The following is a 15,350-nucleotide window of genomic DNA, read 5'->3' as shown; positions in this document are numbered from 1 at the left end:
TCTCACTCATCGTTGTTGCTCCTCGAGCATCGCCTGCCAGCTCGACGGTACCGTGCCCGAACCGCCCGGTCCGATATCGCCCTGCCGGTATGTCCGCCCGTCGGGGCCGATGTACACGCCGGTGTCCGGGTCGTACGCTCGCGCGGCGGCTGGAGTGCCACCGCCGTAACTCGCCGGTGCGACGGTCGGCGGCTCGTCCAGGGGCGCCGCCGCGGGCGCGACCGGTTGCGGCGGCCCGAACGGCGGGTTGTCGCCTAACGGAACGTATCCGGTCCGGCACAGTTCCGGCGTCGGGGCGCGCACACCGGGCACCTCGGCGCACGGTGTGTTGCGGATGCCGCGCACCGCCTCGGGAGCGTCCTGCGGCACCTTGCAGTACAGGCCCGGTGGGGTATCCGGGGTGTCGTACAAGCTCGGCGAGCGCCGCTGGTCCGGCGGGAGGAAACCGGTGGTGCACGCGGGCGGGTCGTTGACCAACGCCATGAAGTCGACCAGGGCGCCGTATTCGAGTGGCCCGCGAACCGCGGTCAGCAGCGCGGCGACCAGTGGCGGGTAGATCACCAGGATCTGTTCCAGCCCGGCGTTGTAGGTGACCGCGACCTGACCGACACTGACCAGGTTGGACAGCAGCAGCGGCAGCGTCGGACGCAGATCGTCGAACAGGTTGGTCACCCGCTGCATGGCCGACGGGCCCTCGCGCAGCACGCCGCGCAGTGCCGGGTCGTGGCCGCGCAGCTGATCGGTGACGGTGGCCAGATCCGCGGTCCAGGAACGGATCGCGGCATCCGAGCGGGTCTGGGTGTCCAGCAGCGGGCCGATCTGGTCGAGCAGCTCTTTGGTGGGTTCCGCGTTGGCCTGCGCCTCCTGCACGAGCAACGACGCGGAGTCGATGAACCGCTGCAGGTCCGGTCCGGCGCCGTTGAAAGCGAGGAACGCCTCATCGATGACCTGCCGCAGCCTGGTGTCCGCGACGCTCGACAGCAACCGGTCGGCTTGGTCGAGCAGCGTGCCGACGTCTTGCGGCAGCTTGGTGCGCTCCACCGGGATCACGCTGCCGTCGCGCAGATTCCCGCCCGTGCGCTTCTCGGCGGGCACCAGGTCCACGTACTGCTCGCCGACCGCGGAGACGCTGCGCACCCACGCGTCGACGTCGGAGGGGATCTTGTAGTCGCTGCCGATGGACAGTTTCGCGTCGACGCCGACGGGCGTGAGCCGGACCTCCTTCACCACGCCGACATTCGTGCCGCGATAGGTGACGTTGGCCGTCGGGTAGAGCCCCCCGGTCGCGGCCAGCTGCACCGTGACCTCGTAGCGGCCGATGCCGAACATCGCGGGCAGCTTCACATATGTGCCGCCCATGACCACCAGGCCGATCACCGTGAGCACGGAGAAGATGATCAGCTGGGTACGAACGAAACGGGTGAGCGTCACTGTCCCGGACCCCCTTGCGGCGCGGTATTGCCCGGCATGGGCACGGTCAGCCCGGGTATGGCGGGCAGGCCGGGGATCGGCGGCAACCCGGGAATGGTCGGGGCGGGCTGACTCGGCTCCGCAGGCGGCGGCTGCAACGGACCGGTGGCCGGATCTCCGTTCTGCGCGGCCGTGTCCGGCGCGAAGCTGCCGAGCGCGCCTTCCACGCCGCCGAACCGTCCGCCCAGCGGGGTTCCGGTGAGGAAGTTCGAGTCCAGCCTGCGTCCGGTGATGTCCACGGTCATGAACAGATTCAGGTAGTCGCCCTTGATGGCGTGATCCAGGTTCTTCATCGGGAACGGGAAGGTGGCCAGGATCTTCAGCGCCTCGGTGAGGTTGTTGCCGGTGTCCGACAGCGCCTTCAGGGCGGGCACCAGGCTGTCCAGGTTGGCTTTCAGGTCCTCGCCGCTGGCGGCGACGATGCGCCGGACGACGTCGCTGAGTTCGCCCAGCGCAGTGAGCGCCCTGGTGATGTTCGCTCTGCGGTCGGCCAGCACGGTCAGCGCCGGATGGATCTGCTCGATGGCCGCCGCCACCACGTCACGCTGCTCGGCCAGTTGACCGCCGAGCCGGTCCAGCCCGCTCATCGCGGCGATGATGTCAGCGGTCTGGCGGTCCAGGTTGGTGGTGAGTTCGTTCAGCTGCGGCAGCAGATCCCGAATGGCCTCCTCCCGGCCGGTGAGCGCGGAATTCAACTCCCGGGTGATGGTTTCCAGCTGCGCCACGCCGCCGCCGTTGAGCACCACCGACAGCGAGGACAGCACCTGCTCGGTGGTCGGGAAGATCCCCGCTCGTGCCAGCGGGATGACGTCGCCCGCCTTCAGCTCCCCTTCGGGAGCCTGGTCCGCCGGTGCGGCGAGTTCGAGATGGTTGGACCCGAGCAGACTGGTCTGCCCGATCTTGGCGACGGCGTTCGCGGGCAGCCGCACGTCCGGGTTCAGCGTGACGGTGACCAGCGCGTGCCAGTCCTCCACCTCGATCTTCGACACCGTGCCCACGGTCACGTCGTGCACCCGCACCGGTGAATTCCGGGTCAGCGTGGTCACGTTCGGCATCTGGACGCGCACCTGATAGGAGCCGGGCGCGGTCCCCTCGGTGCCGGGCATCGGCAGCGAGTTCAGTCCGTCCCACTGACAGCCGGAGACGCCGAGCGCCACCGCCAGCCCCACCGCGACAACGGCGGTGCGGCGCATCCGCCGCGTCGGCGTCATCGCACTCCTCCCGGGATGGCCAGTCCGGCGATGCCGTCGGGCACGCTCACCGGCGCGGGTTGCGGCTGCGCCGGAGTCTGGTTCGCCACCTGCCCGGCCAGGCTGGGATCGGTGTACACGAGCTGATCGGGGAACGCGGTCACGCCGCTGGCCGGGTTGGTCATGATGGGCACGTAGTTCATGCTCAGGCTGTTGATCACCGGCGCGAGGTACTGCGCGCAGAGGTCGGCGCTGCGATCGGAGTCGTTGGTCTCCAGCGCGCGCACCGACCCACAGAGGAAACCGAGCGGGTCGGCGGGGTTGTTCAGCGCGATCGCGCCGGTGAGGGTGCCTTGGGCCGGTTTGTAGATCTGGTAGAAGTTCACCAGCGCGGTCGGGCCGGAGTGCAGGACTCGTTCCAGTTCGGGCCGCTTGTCGGCCAGCACCTGGGTGGCGTCGGCCAGCCGCTGCACGCCCTCGGTGAGCTCGGCGCCGCTGCCGTCGATGAACCGGCGCACGTCGACGATCGCCGCGTCCAGGTTGTCCAGTCCCGCCCCGAGGTCGTTGGAGACCCCGGCCAGCACCGAGGACACCGACGCCAGCCGTCCGCCGAACTGCACGATCTGCTCGTTGCTGGCCGACAGCACCTCGACGAATTTCTGCAGATTGCGCACGGTGCCGAACAGGTCGGTGCGGCCGTCGGACAGCGTGCTCAGCGTGGCCGACAGCTCCCGCAGGGTGTCGCGGAACCGCTGTCCGTTGCCGTCGAGGTTGTCGGCGGCGGTGTCCACGAAGCGGCCGAACGATCCCTGCTTGTCGTCGCCGACCGGGCCGAGCGCGGTGGCCAGCTTGGACAGTTCCGCCTTGATGTCGTCCCATTCGACCGGCACCGCGGTGTGCTCGAGCGGGATCACGCTGTCGTCGGCCAGTTTCGGGCCGCCGGTGTAGGCGGGCGCGAGCTGGATGAAGCGCGCCGAGACCAGCGAAGGCGAGATGATCACCGCCTTCGGATCGGCGGGCACGTCAATGCCGCGATCGAGGGTCATCGTCACCTTCACCCGGTCGGCGCCGGGTTCGATGTCGTCGATCCGCCCGACCTTGACGCCGAGCACCCGCACGTCGTCGCCCGCGTACAGGCCGGACGTCGACGGGAAATACGCGGTGACCTTGGTGGTTCCGATCCGGGACAGGCCCGTCCACGCGACGGCGACCACGAGGGCCGCGACGACCACTCCGGCCAGGATCAGCGCCCAGCGGGGCAGTTTCCGTATGACGTTCATGCCCGGGCCTCGCTGACGCTGTGCTCCGGCGTGCTCGCGCGGGCGGCTGTGTTGTCGGTTCGCTCGCTCATCGCGGCGGCTCCTGAATCGCGGGTTCGATCGACGGGGGCGGCGTGAGGTAGCTCTGCAGATCGTTCGGCAGGTGCTGCGGCCACACCAGCGCGTCCACCAGCGGTTGCAGCACTTTGGTGCTCGCGTTGATCACGTACGCCTGGAAGTAGGGGCCGCTGCCGACCTGTTCGCCGAGGGCGGCGGCGAACGGACCGAGCCCGTCCAGTGCGTCGGCGATGTTCTGCTTGTTCCGCTGCAACAGCGCCACGACCGAATTCAGCTTGTCCAGCGCCGGTTTCAGCTGGGCCTCGTTGTCGGCGACCAGCCCGGACAGTTGCTGGGCCAGCCCGTTGACGTAGACGATCAGCTGTCCCAGCGCGGTGCGCCTCCGGTCCAGCTCACCGAGCAGCTCGTTGCCGTCCAGCAGCAGCGCGTTGATCTGGTTGCCCCGGTCGGCGAGGATCTTCGTGACGCTCTGCGCCCGCTTCAGCAGATCCGTCAGCGCCTGGTCGCGCGCGTTGATGCTGCGGGAGAGCGCGGTGACGCCGTCCAGCGCCGAGCGCAGCGGCGCCGGTGTGTCGGCGAACGTCTCCGAGAGCACGTCGAGGGTCTGGTCGACCCGGGCCATGTCCAGCTCGTGCACCGTGCCCGCCAGGTCGCTCAATGCCTCGTTGAGCGAATAGGGCGAGGTGGTGCGCTCGAGCGGGATGGTGTCGTCGGTGCGCAGCGCTCCGGGGCCGGACGGCGAGACCTCCAGCGACTTGCGCCCGAGCACCGTGTTCGTCTTGATCGCCGCGGAGGTCTTCTCGCCCAGCACGATCGATTCGGCGAGGGTGAACCGGACGAGCACTTTCGCCCCGTCCAGGCTGACGTTCTCGACTCGCCCGGACCGCACGCCCGCGACCTGGACCGGGTCGCCGGGGAGCAGGCCGCCCGCGTCGGCGAAATAGGCGGTGAACGTCGCGCCGGAGCGGATGAACGGCAGCCGGTCGAATTGCAGTGCCGACAGCGCCACCGCCACCGCGAGCACGAGGCCGACGATGCCGATGGTGATGGCGGGTGATCGCTGCTCGTTCATCGGTTGTCCGCACACCTTCCGGTCGTCTGCGCCCCGGGCATGTTGATCTTCATCGTCTGTCCGTTCGGGCCGTCCACCAGGAAGTTCGTCGAGCAGACGTAGAGCTGGAGGAAGGAACCGTAGGAGCCGATGCGGATCAGCTGGCGATAGGTCGACGGCAGCCGCTCCAGGACCCACTGCACCGTGTCCGACCCGGCGTCGAGATTCGTGGCCAGGCGTCCGGTCTGCTCGATGGTGCCCTGCAGATCGGGGCGGGCCTGGGCGAGCAGGCCGGTGAGGTCGCCGGTGGCCCCGGCGATCCGTGGGATCGCGTCGCCGATCTGGTCCTTGTCGGCGGCCAGACCGCTGATCAGCCGCTGCAACTCGGCGATCGTGGTGGCGAACTGGTCGCCGCGCTGATCGATGGTCTGCAGCACCGCGTTCAGGTTGTCGATCACGCTGCCGATCAGCGCGTCGCGGTCGGCCAGTGTCTTGGCGAAGGACCCGCCGCTGTTGAGCAGCGACACCAGCGTGCCGCCCTGGCCCTGGAAGATCTGCAACAGCGCGTTGGTCAGGTCGTTCACCTGGCCGGGGTCCAGGCCGCGCAGCAGCGGCCGGAAACCGCCGAGCAGCATGTCCAGGTCGAGCGCGGGCGCGGTCTGTTCCTTGACGATGGTGCCGCCGGGCTGCAGCACGCGGTTGGAGCCCGGCCCTTCGGACAGCTCGAGATAGCGGTCGCCGACCAGGTTCTCGTATTTGATCGCCGCACGGGTGCTGGTGAGCAGCCGATACTTGCGGTCGACGTCGAACTCGACGTGCGCCAGGTAGTCCTTGCCCACCTTTACCGAGGTGACCGAGCCGACCGGCACGCCGGCGATGCGCACTTTCGCCCCGGGCAGCACGCCCGACGAGCTGGTGAACACGGCGTGGTAGCCGTTCTCCCGCGCGAAGCGCATCTGGCTGAACACGACCGCCAAGCCGGCGAAGATCAGCGCCATCACGAGGGTGAAGATGGCCAACTTGACGGTGGTCGCGGTGTTCTTCACGGGCGCGGCACCCCCGGCAGTCCGGCGAACAGGATCTGGAAAACCTTAGGCGGGTTGACCGTCAGCGTCGTCGACGGCGTGTACACATGCCCCTCCGAGGTGTCGGTGACGACGTAGTCGGCGTGGCTGCCCGGCACCCGGTCCAGCAGGCCCGCGCATTGCGGGCCGCCGGTCGCGTTGACCTTGGGCAGATCCTCCGGATAGGTGTAGGGCTTCGCGCCGTACATGAAGCCGGTGTTCAGCGCCACGCCTTCCTGCAGGCCGCCGAAGACCGCCTCACCCATCGGCAGCGCCTTGCCCAGGCCGCCGATCAGGCAGTACAGCGCGGGCGCGTACTCCTCGAGCAGCCCCGTGGTCGGGCGCAGCAGATCCAGCGCCGTGCCGAGCTGGTTCTCGTTCTCGCGCAATACCGAACCGGTCGTGTCGGCCAGCCCGATCAGGTTCACCAGGACGTTGTCCAGGCTGTCCTGTTCCTGGTCCAGCGTTTGACTGGTGACGGTGAAGTTGTCCACCGTGCGCAGCAGGTCGTTCACCGTGTCCGCGTACAGGTCGGTGACCGCACCGGTCTTCGCCAGATCCTGTTGCAGCGTGGGCAGATACGGGTTGATGTCGCGCAGGTAGGCGTCGCTCTGCTCCAGCAGTACGCCCAGCTTCTCCCCACGGCCCTGCAGCGCCGTGCCCAGGGCCGACAGCGTCGCGTTCAGCTTCTCCGGCTCGATCTTGGCGAGCACGTCGGACAGATGCTGGAACAGCGTGTTGAACTCGACGGTCACCCGCTGCGCGGTCAGGGTCGCGCCCGGCCGCAGCGGCGTGGACGACGGCTGTGGCGGGACGACGAAGTTGACGTACTTCGCGCCGAACACCGTGGTGGACCTGATGTCCACGTCCGCGTTGGACGGCACCAACCGCAACAGGTCCGGGTCGAGGTCCAGCTTCAGTCTGGCGCCCTCGGCGGTGTGGTCGACGGACGCGACGCGCCCGATCTCCACCCCGCGCACCTTCACCTTGGCGTCCGGGTCGAGGACCAGTCCGCTGCGCGGGGCGTCGACCGTCACGGTCGCCGTCGGCGTGAACCCGCCGACGAACATGATCATCGCGACCGCGACGACGGCGACCATCGCCAGTACCATCGCGGCCCCGGCCAGTTTCAGGCCGAGCCCGCCGTGTAGCGCCTGCGCGAGGCGGTTTTCCGTTTGCTTCGATTCCGCCATGTCGCTTATCCGGAGAGATGGAAGTTGCCGGAGGTGCCGTAGATGGCCAGCGAGACCAGCAGCGTCACCGTGACGACCGCGACCAGCGAGGTCCGCACCGCGTTGCCCACCGCGACACCCACGCCGACCGGTCCGCCCGCGGCGTTGTAGCCGTAGTAGGTGTGGATCATCATGATCGCCAAGGACATGAGGATCGCCTGGGCGAACGACCACAGGATGTCGGTCGGGATGAGGAACGTGGAGAAATAGTGGTCGTAGACGCCCGCCGACTGCCCATAGATCACCACGGTGGCGAACCGGCTGGCCAGGAACGAGGCGATCACCGCCAGCGCGTAGAGCGGGATGATCGCGATCATCCCGGCGAGCACGCGGGTGCCGACCAGGTAGGGCACCGGCCGGATCGCCATCGATTCCAGCGCGTCGATCTCCTCGGCGACCCGCATCGCGCCCAGTTGCGCGGTCGAGCCGGCCCCGATGGTCGCGGCCAGGCCGATGCCGGAGATCACCGGCGCCGCGATGCGCACGTTGATGAACGCCGCGAAGAAGCCGGTCAGCGCCTCGACGCCGATATTGCCCAGCGAACTGTAACCCTGCACCGCGATGGTGCCGCCCGCGAAGAGGGTCAGGAACCCGACGATCACCACCGTGCCGCCGATCACCGCCAGCGCGCCGGTGCCCATGCTGATCTCGGCGATCAGCCGGATGGTCTCGGTGCGATAGTGCAGCAGCGCGCGCGGAAGGGACCCGAGCGCCTGGGCGTAGAACACCGCGTGCTTGCCCACCGAATCGAGCGAGTCCGACATCCGGCGCATTCGCCGGACCGTGCGGGGAAAGCGGGATTCGATTACGAAGGCCATCGCGTCACCGCGCCGTGAACTTGATGCCGACGGCGGTGACCACCACGTTCACGACGAACAGGGCCATAAAAGCGAAGACTACGGTCTGATTCACCGCATCACCGACACTCTTGGGTCCACCTTTGACATTCAGGCCCAGATAGCAGGCGACCAGTCCGGCGATCAGCCCGAACAGCCCGGCTTTCACCTCCGAAATGATCAGCTCGGGCAGATGGGTGAGCAGCGTGATGCCATTGACGAACGCGCCGGGGTTCACGTCCTGCAGATACACCGAGAACAGAAATCCGCCGACTATGCCGATGGTGCACACCAGGCTGTTGAGCATCAGCGCGACGAACATCGAGGCGAGCACTCGGGGCACCACCAGGCGGTGTACCGGATTGATGCCCAGCACCCGCATCGCGTCGATTTCCTCGCGAATGGTGCGCGCGCCCAGATCGGCGCAGATCGCGGTGGCGCCCGCCCCCGCGACGATGAGCACCGTGACGATCGGCCCCACCTGCGTGACCGCGCCGAAAGCCGCGCCCGCGCCGCTGAGGTCGGCCGCGCCGATCTCGCGCAACAGTATGTTCAGCGTGAAGCTCACCAGCACGGTGAACGGAATGGCCACCAGCAATGTCGGCACGATCGAGACCCGCGCGATGAACCAGGACTGGTCGATGAACTCCCGCCATTGAAAGGGCCTGCGCACGCTGGAGCGTGCGACATCGGCGGTGAGTTCGAAGAATCCACCGACGGCCCGCAACGGCACGGCAAGGACCTCGTTCATCCGCGATCCTCCTTGCTCAACCGGCGTACACAGCACACGGCGCGAATCAACCGTGGCCGCACCGCCGGAACGATTAGAACATGTTCACCGTGTGGCCGGTAGCACTTTTCACACATTTGAAGTGCAATTTTTCGAAAGATCGGCGTATAAAAATGGAACCGGTGTCATCGAGTAAAGATCCCACCTTTGTGAGGTGCGACATAACCCGTCCCTATGTCTACCAAGCGCCGATCCCGTGATCAACAGTTGGACAGTTGATCAGTAGCGCATCCGCGGCAAGCCGCCGCCGCTCACCCCAGCTCGATCAGCGAAGATGCCGAGAAGGTCCGCCCGTCCGGACGGTCGGCGAAGTAGCCGCCCAGCGTGTCGGCCAGGTCCTCGGCCGACCACTGCCCCGCGTCCGCGTCGAACCGGCGTTCGACGACCGGCGCCGCCATGAGCGCCACCATCCCCCCGTAGACGATGAACAACTGCCCGTTGACGGCGTCCGCCGCGGGCGAAGCCAGGTAGGCGACCAACCGGGCCACGTGATCGGGCGACAGCGGATCGACCCCGCCCTCCGGAGCGGGGCTGAACACCGCCTCGGTCATCGCGGTACGCGCACGCGGCGCGATCGCGTTGGCGCGCACACCGTATCGGGACAGCGCCCGCGCGGCCGAGAGGGTCAGCGCGGTGATGCCCGCCTTCGCGGCGCCGTAGTTGGCCTGCCCCTCCGGGCCGAGCAGCCCGGCTTCCGACGAGGTGTTGACCAGCCTGCCGTAGACCGGCGCGCCCGCCTGCTTCGACTTGCCGCGCCAATAGGCGGCGGCGTTGCGCGACAACAGGAAATGTCCCCGCAGATGCACCGCGAGCACGGCGTCGAAGTCCTCGTCGGACATGTTGAACAGCATCCGGTCGCGCGTGATGCCCGCGTTGTTGACCACGATGTCGACCGACCCGAAGGACTCCTCCGCGGTGCGGATCAGCGCGTCGGCGGTCGCGCGCTCGGCGATACTGCCCGCGACGAACTCCGCCTTGGCGCCGAGCGTCCGGATCTCACCGAGCGTGTCGGCGACCGCGTCCGACTCCGCGAGGTCGTTGACCACGACCGACGCGCCCGCCCCGGCCAGCGCGAGCGCCTCGGCCCGCCCAAGTCCGGCGCCGCCGCCGGTCACGATCGCTACTCGGCCCGCCAGGCTCAGATCATTGCTCACGCGGCCGACTCTAGAACGTGTTCCAACTTACGGCAAGGGTCGTTCACTGCAACCGCAGCGCCGCCTTGGGGCACTGCGCTACGGCATCCTCGACATCGGCGAGCCGATCGGAGGGCACGTCGGCGTTCGCGATGTGCAGTACGTCCTCGTCATCGAGTTCGAACACGTCGGGGGCGATTCCGACACAGATTCCATTCGCTTCGCACTGGTCCGGATCGACACTGATCTTCATGGCAACTCCTTTACCGCCGCTACGGCCGAAGCCTAACAAGCCGAGCCGCTCCCGCGGAGCGTCATCGGGGGGATTCGGTATCAATACTGGAACATGTTTCAGTCGATATGCAATGATCGGGGGAACCCGATCCACCTGACCATCCCCGATGGAGTTCTGCCATGCGCATTGCGTACACGCCGCAACAGGAGCAGCTGCGCGCGGAGCTGCGCGACTACTTCGCGCGGCTCATCACCCCCGAACGCAGGGAGGCCCTGAGCGCGCAGACGGGCGAGTACGGGCAAGGCAACGTCTACCGCGAGGTAGTCCAGCAGATGGGCCATGACGGGTGGCTCGCGCTGGGCTGGCCCAAGGAGTACGGCGGCCAGGACCGCCCGACCATGGACCAGCTGATCTTCACCGACGAGGCCGCGATCGCGGGCGCGCCGGTGCCGTTCCTGACCATCAACTCGGTCGCGCCCACGATCATGCACTACGGCAGCGAGGAGCAGAAGAAGTTCTTCCTGCCCAAGATCGCGGCCGGTGAACTGCACTTCTCCATCGGTTACTCCGAGCCGGGGGCGGGCACCGACCTGGCCAGCCTGCGCACCACCGCGGTGCGCGACGGCGACGACTACGTGATCAACGGGCAGAAGATGTGGACCAGCCTGATCGCCTACGCCGACTACGTCTGGCTGGCGGTGCGCACCGATCCGACGGCCAAGAAGCACAAGGGCATCAGCATGCTCATCGTGCCGACCACCGCCGACGGCTTCTCCTGGACCCCCGTGCACACCATGGCCGGGCCGGACACCAGCGCCACGTACTACCAGGACGTTCGCGTGCCGGCGAGCGCGCTGGTCGGCCAGGAGAACGGCGGCTGGGCGCTGATCACCAACCAGCTCAACCACGAACGCGTCGCGCTCACTTCGGCCGCGCCGCTGGCGCTGGCGCTGCGCCAGACCGTCGAGTGGGCGAGCGAGACCAAGGCCGGCGACGGCTCCCGCGTGATCGACCGGGAATGGGTGCAGCTCAACCTGGCCAGGGTGCACGCCAAAGTCGAATATCTCAAGCTGCTGAACTGGGAGATCGCCAGCCGGGCCGACGCGGGCGGCGACGCGGCCCCGCGGCCGTGGGACGCCTCGGCGTGCAAGGTGTACGGCACCGAACTGGCCACCGAGGCCTACCGGTTGCTCATGGAGGTGCTCGGCCCGCAGGCGTACCTGCGCCAGGACTCCCCCGGCGCGCAACTGCGCGGACGCCTGGAGCGGATGCACCGCGCCGCGCTCATCCTCACCTTCGGCGGCGGCACCAACGAGGTGCAGCGCGACATCATCGCCATGACCGCCCTCAAGCAGCCTGCCGCGGCGCGCTGATCGAAAGCAGGGATACCACCATGGATTTCACTCCCACCGAAGCCCAACTCGATCTCGGCCGGCTGACCGGCGAGGTGTGCGGAAAACTGGTCACCGCCGACCGGCTGCGCGAACTCGACGGCAGCCGCGGCGAGGCGGGAGCCGACATCGAGCGATTCGACCAGCCGCTGTGGACCTCGCTGGCCGAGACCGGTGTGCTTGCGGCGGCGCTGCCCGAGTCGGTCGGCGGCAGCGACCTCGGCGCGCTCGAGCAGACCGCCATCCTGCGGGAATTGGGCAAGCACCTCGCGGCCGTACCGTACCTGTGGTCGATCGTGCTCGGCGCGGGCGCGCTGGCGCGGTTCGGCGACGCGGCGCAACAGGAGCTGGCCACCCGGGCCGGCGCGGGCAGCGCCATCCTCACCGTCGCGCTGGCCGAGGAGCGCAACTGGGAACCCGCGACGCCCACCACCACCGCCGTCGAGACCGATGACGGCTGGCGGCTGACCGGCGCCAAGACCACCGTGCCCTTCGCGAACCGAGCCGAACGAATCCTGGTGCCCGCCACGGTGTCCGGGACGACCGCGGTGTTCCTGGTCGATCCCGCGGCCGCGACGGTGACCGCGCAGCAGGTCGTCGACCGCAGCCCGGAGTTCGCGGTCGAGTTCACCGATACGCCCGCCGAATTGATCGGCGAACTCGCCGACGGCGCGCGCATCCTGGACTGGCTGCTCACTCGCGCCTGGCTGGGCCTGAGCGCCGCACAGCTCGGCACCCTGGAACGGGCGCTCGAGCTGGTCGCCGAGTACGCCAGGGAGCGTGAGCAGTTCGGTAAGGCGGTCGGCAGTTTCCAAGCCGTCGCACAGCGGCTCGCCGACGCCTACATCGACGTCCAGGGCCTGCGTCTGGCGGTCACCCAGGCGGCGTGGCTGCTGTCGGAGGACCTCCCCGCGGCCGAGGCGGTGCACACCGCCAAGTTCTGGGCCGCCGACGCCGGCCACCGCGTGGCGCACACCGTCGTCCACGTGCACGGCGGCGTCGGCATCGACCGCGACCACATCGCGCACAACTACTTCACCGCCGCCAAGCACAACGAGTTCGCCCTCGGCGCGGGCACCGACCACCTGCGCGCCCTCGGCGCGCTGCTGGCCACGTAGCCGCGCTCGAGCGATTCGGCCCGCACGGCGTCATGCCATGCGGGCCGAATCGCGTTGTGCTCAGGCGAGTCGCCGATTCAGTTCCTCGCTGACCTGCAATACACGGTCGGCCGCGTCGTCGAAGGGTGTGCGGTGCGAGTCGGTCACATCCGCGCCGGAGTCTCGAACGCGCGGCCGGGTGCGGCCGCCTCGTCGCGGCGCGGGACAGCAGGGGTCGAGGTCGGCCATCATTTGAACGTACCGCGATTCATTCGGCCGGAATCGAGGTCAGGTAGCGCTGGAGGGTGGGGCCTACCTCGGCGATGATCTGGTCGCGGGTGAGGGCCACCACCGGGGGCAGGCGCAGGACGTAGCGACACAGGGCCAGACCGAGGATCTGGGTGACGATCAGGCCGCCGCGGCGCGGGGCGTCGGCCTGGTCACCGAAACGTAGGACGGCGGGCAATATCTGCTCGGCGAAGATGGCCCGGATGCGTTCGGCTACGGCCTCGTCGGTGATCGATGAGCGCAGCAGGGTCAACAGCACCTCTTTGTTCGGCTGCTCCTCCCAGACCTCGAAGAAGCGGCGCACCAGCAGCTCACCCAGCGTGTCCGGGTCCGCGGAAGCGAGGTCGGGCAGATCCAGCCGGACGTCGACCGCGGCCGCGAACAGCCCGTCTTTACTGCCGAAGTACCGCATGACCATGGACGGATCGATGTCCGCGTCGGCGGCGATGGCGCGGATGGTCGCCTTGCGGAAACCCTCGGCGGCGAACCGCGCACGGGCCGCCTCGAGAATCGCCGCACGTGTCGCGTCAGAGCGGCGGGCGGGGGCTTGATCAGGCTCGACGGTCATGCCAACAAGTGTATGCCAACAGATGTTGACTTTCCAGGCCGCGTAGCGCTACGGTTGTGCCAACAAACGTTGGCCTACAAGCGTTGAATTTTGAGGAGTTCCGATGAACGCCACGCCGAACCCACTGCCCGCCGCCACCTCCGTCGCGATCGTGGGCGCGGGTCCCGCCGGGCTCACCGCCGCCATCACGCTGGCCGACGCGGGGGTGGATTTCGTCCTGCTGGACCGGCTGAGCGAGGGCGCGAACACCTCGCGCGCCGCGGTCGTCCACGCCAGGACGCTGGAGGTGCTGGAGGGCCTCGGCATCGCGGAGGAGCTGGTCGCCACGGGTGATGTCGTCGCGCGCTTCACCATTCACGACGGCGGCCGCACCCTGGCCACCATCGACTTCGACGGCCTTCCGACGCGGTACCCGTACACCTTGATGACGCCGCAGGACATCACCGAGGCGGTACTGCTGAAGCGGTTGCGCAAGGCGGGTGGCGACGTGCACCGGCCCTACACGGTCAGCCGGGTCACCCAGGAGAACGCGGGCGTCACCGTCGAATACACCGACGCCACGGGCGCGCCCGGCAGCCTCCGCGCCGACTACGTCATCGGGACCGACGGCATGCACAGCGTCGTCCGCGAGCAAGCGGGCATCGGGTTCACCGGCGCCACCTACCCGGAATCCTTCGTGCTGGCCGACGTGCGTATGGACTGGCCGATCGCGCGCGACGAAGTGGCGCTGCACCTTTCACCGGAGGGCGTCACCGTGGTCGCGCCGCTGCCCGACGAGCAGGAGCCGAACCGCTTCCGCGTGGTCGCGACGTTGGATTCGGCGCCCGAGCACTCGACCGTCGAGGACATCCAGGCCCTCTTGGACGCACGCGGCCCCGGCGGCGCGGTGCGGGTGCACGAGGTGCTGTGGAGCTCGCGCTTCCGCGTGCACCACCGGGTCGCCGACCGGTACCGCAGCGGGCGCATCCTGCTCGCCGGCGACGCCGCCCACGTGCACAGCCCCGCGGGCGGCCAGGGCATGAACACCGGCATTCAGGACGCCGCCGCCCTCGGCCCCTTGCTGGTGCGTGTTCTCGCGGGCGAGCCGGACACTCTGCTGGACGACTACGAAGCCACCCGCCGCCCGGTCGCCCTCGGCGTCGTCTCCTTCACCGACCGCATGACCCGGATGGCCACCCTGCGTCAGCGCCCCGCGCGCGCCCTGCGCAACCTGACCCTCACCACCCTGGCCCGCATCCCCGCCTTCCGCCACCGCCTGGCCTACCAACTGGCCGAACTCGCCAACCGCTGATACCCGGCGGCACAACAAGAACTGAACTACTTCAGAACTGGCGTAGGATGGCTATATGACGGCGAAGAGCTTCCCCTTCAGCGACCTGATTCGGAAACAGACCTCGGTGTTCCCCGCCTTGGACGACGCCGACGTCATTTTGGAGCGCCGCGACGCGGAAAACCTGGTGCTGTCGCGATCCGAGCGATTCGAGGCCAAAGAGACGGCGACGCGGCTGCTCGCCCGCACACTCGCCATCATCGCCCGGTCGAACCGGGACTTGGCAGAGGAGGTTTTCGCGGAGGAACTTCCCTGGTTGAAGTGGCTGCCGGAGACCGGTCGCACCGAGGCGGTGCGAGAACTCCTGGACCAACTCATCGCCGGTGCCGACACCGGAC

At 68.5% G+C, this 15,350-nt stretch carries 15 protein-coding genes; 4 read left to right on the top strand and 11 right to left on the bottom strand.

The genetic code is table 11. The features are described 5' to 3' along the window. Window positions 1-6 precede the first annotated feature (6 nt). The 10 genes from ON27_RS03025 to ON27_RS02980 all read right to left on the bottom strand — a co-directional run bounded on the left by ON27_RS03025 (window position 7) and on the right by ON27_RS02980 (window position 10,356). A complete protein-coding gene (locus ON27_RS03025; protein WP_043718964.1) occupies window positions 7-1,431 on the bottom strand; it encodes an MCE family protein in 1,425 nt (474 codons plus the stop codon). Next, a complete protein-coding gene (locus ON27_RS03020) occupies window positions 1,428-2,681 on the bottom strand; it encodes an MCE family protein (RefSeq protein WP_043718962.1) in 1,254 nt (417 codons plus the stop codon). Before ON27_RS03020 ends, ON27_RS03025 begins: the two co-directional genes overlap by 4 nt. Then, window positions 2,678-3,940, bottom strand: a complete 1,263-nt coding sequence (locus ON27_RS03015) for an MCE family protein (RefSeq protein WP_043718960.1) — start codon at window positions 3,938-3,940, stop codon at window positions 2,678-2,680. The genes ON27_RS03020 and ON27_RS03015 overlap by 4 nt, the downstream gene beginning before the upstream one ends. Window positions 3,941-4,007: 67 nt before the next feature. Beyond that, window positions 4,008-5,069, bottom strand: a complete 1,062-nt coding sequence (locus tag ON27_RS03010; protein ID WP_043718958.1) for an MCE family protein — start codon at window positions 5,067-5,069, stop codon at window positions 4,008-4,010. After that, a complete protein-coding gene (locus tag ON27_RS03005; RefSeq protein WP_043718956.1) occupies window positions 5,066-6,094 on the bottom strand; it encodes an MCE family protein in 1,029 nt (342 codons plus the stop codon). Before ON27_RS03005 ends, ON27_RS03010 begins: the two co-directional genes overlap by 4 nt. Next, on the bottom strand, window positions 6,091-7,305 hold the full coding sequence (locus ON27_RS03000) for an MCE family protein (protein ID WP_083887349.1): 1,215 nt from the start codon (window positions 7,303-7,305) through the stop codon (window positions 6,091-6,093). Before ON27_RS03000 ends, ON27_RS03005 begins: the two co-directional genes overlap by 4 nt. Before the next feature lie 5 nt (window positions 7,306-7,310). Beyond that, window positions 7,311-8,162, bottom strand: a complete 852-nt coding sequence (locus tag ON27_RS02995; protein WP_043718954.1) for an MlaE family ABC transporter permease — start codon at window positions 8,160-8,162, stop codon at window positions 7,311-7,313. 4 nt (window positions 8,163-8,166) lie between these two features. Continuing rightward, window positions 8,167-8,931: an MlaE family ABC transporter permease gene (locus ON27_RS02990; protein WP_040773462.1), complete on the bottom strand. Its 765-nt coding sequence runs from the start codon at window positions 8,929-8,931 to the stop codon at window positions 8,167-8,169. Between the two features lie 290 nt (window positions 8,932-9,221). Continuing rightward, on the bottom strand, window positions 9,222-10,124 hold the full coding sequence (locus tag ON27_RS02985) for a 3-oxoacyl-ACP reductase (RefSeq protein ID WP_043718949.1): 903 nt from the start codon (window positions 10,122-10,124) through the stop codon (window positions 9,222-9,224). Window positions 10,125-10,167: 43 nt separating this feature from the next. Beyond that, window positions 10,168-10,356, bottom strand: a complete 189-nt coding sequence (locus tag ON27_RS02980; RefSeq protein ID WP_043718947.1) for a ferredoxin — start codon at window positions 10,354-10,356, stop codon at window positions 10,168-10,170. Window positions 10,357-10,517: 161 nt separating this feature from the next. On the opposite strand from ON27_RS02980, the gene ON27_RS02975 reads away from it, so the two are divergent. Further along, window positions 10,518-11,711: an acyl-CoA dehydrogenase family protein gene (locus tag ON27_RS02975; protein ID WP_043718945.1), complete on the top strand. Its 1,194-nt coding sequence runs from the start codon at window positions 10,518-10,520 to the stop codon at window positions 11,709-11,711. Window positions 11,712-11,731: 20 nt separating this feature from the next. Further along, a complete protein-coding gene (locus ON27_RS02970; protein WP_043718941.1) occupies window positions 11,732-12,847 on the top strand; it encodes an acyl-CoA dehydrogenase family protein in 1,116 nt (371 codons plus the stop codon). 247 nt (window positions 12,848-13,094) lie between these two features. On the opposite strand, the gene ON27_RS02965 is transcribed toward ON27_RS02970, so the two are convergent. Further along, the gene (locus ON27_RS02965; protein ID WP_043718938.1) at window positions 13,095-13,682 is read right to left on the bottom strand and encodes a TetR/AcrR family transcriptional regulator; all 588 of its coding nucleotides are present in this window, start codon (window positions 13,680-13,682) and stop codon (window positions 13,095-13,097) included. A 103-nt stretch (window positions 13,683-13,785) separates the two neighbouring features. On the opposite strand from ON27_RS02965, the gene ON27_RS02960 reads away from it, so the two are divergent. Both ON27_RS02960 and ON27_RS02955 read left to right on the top strand, forming a co-directional pair. Next, window positions 13,786-14,973 carry an FAD-dependent monooxygenase gene (locus ON27_RS02960; protein ID WP_043718935.1) on the top strand — a complete coding sequence of 396 codons (1,188 nt, stop codon included), beginning with the start codon at window positions 13,786-13,788 and terminating at the stop codon, window positions 14,971-14,973. A gap of 55 nt (window positions 14,974-15,028) precedes the next feature. After that, on the top strand, window positions 15,029-15,350 hold a 322-nt coding region (locus ON27_RS02955; protein WP_043718933.1), incomplete at its 3' end, for a hypothetical protein.

Source organism: Nocardia asiatica NBRC 100129, assembly GCF_000308415.1.
Classification (GTDB): Bacteria; Actinomycetota; Actinomycetes; order Mycobacteriales; family Mycobacteriaceae; genus Nocardia; species Nocardia asiatica.
Note: the sequence above shows the minus strand (reverse complement) of the source record. Positions and strands in the feature narration are given on the sequence as shown.

What these genes read in the sequence shown, in the direction of transcription:
- ON27_RS03020 (WP_043718962.1), bottom strand. Translation starts at nt 2,681, where the DNA reads ATGACGCCGACGCGGCGGATGCGCCGCACCGCCGTTGTCGCGGTGGGG.
- ON27_RS03015 (WP_043718960.1), bottom strand. Translation starts at nt 3,940, where the DNA reads ATGAACGTCATACGGAAACTGCCCCGCTGGGCGCTGATCCTGGCCGGA.
- ON27_RS03010 (WP_043718958.1), bottom strand. Translation starts at nt 5,069, where the DNA reads ATGAACGAGCAGCGATCACCCGCCATCACCATCGGCATCGTCGGCCTC.
- ON27_RS03000 (WP_083887349.1), bottom strand. Translation starts at nt 7,305, where the DNA reads ATGGCGGAATCGAAGCAAACGGAAAACCGCCTCGCGCAGGCGCTACAC.
- ON27_RS02995 (WP_043718954.1), bottom strand. Translation starts at nt 8,162, where the DNA reads ATGGCCTTCGTAATCGAATCCCGCTTTCCCCGCACGGTCCGGCGAATG.
- ON27_RS02990 (WP_040773462.1), bottom strand. Translation starts at nt 8,931, where the DNA reads ATGAACGAGGTCCTTGCCGTGCCGTTGCGGGCCGTCGGTGGATTCTTC.
- ON27_RS02980 (WP_043718947.1), bottom strand. Translation starts at nt 10,356, where the DNA reads ATGAAGATCAGTGTCGATCCGGACCAGTGCGAAGCGAATGGAATCTGT.
- ON27_RS02975 (WP_043718945.1), top strand. Translation starts at nt 10,518, where the DNA reads ATGCGCATTGCGTACACGCCGCAACAGGAGCAGCTGCGCGCGGAGCTG.
- ON27_RS02970 (WP_043718941.1), top strand. Translation starts at nt 11,732, where the DNA reads ATGGATTTCACTCCCACCGAAGCCCAACTCGATCTCGGCCGGCTGACC.
- ON27_RS02965 (WP_043718938.1), bottom strand. Translation starts at nt 13,682, where the DNA reads ATGACCGTCGAGCCTGATCAAGCCCCCGCCCGCCGCTCTGACGCGACA.
- ON27_RS02960 (WP_043718935.1), top strand. Translation starts at nt 13,786, where the DNA reads ATGAACGCCACGCCGAACCCACTGCCCGCCGCCACCTCCGTCGCGATC.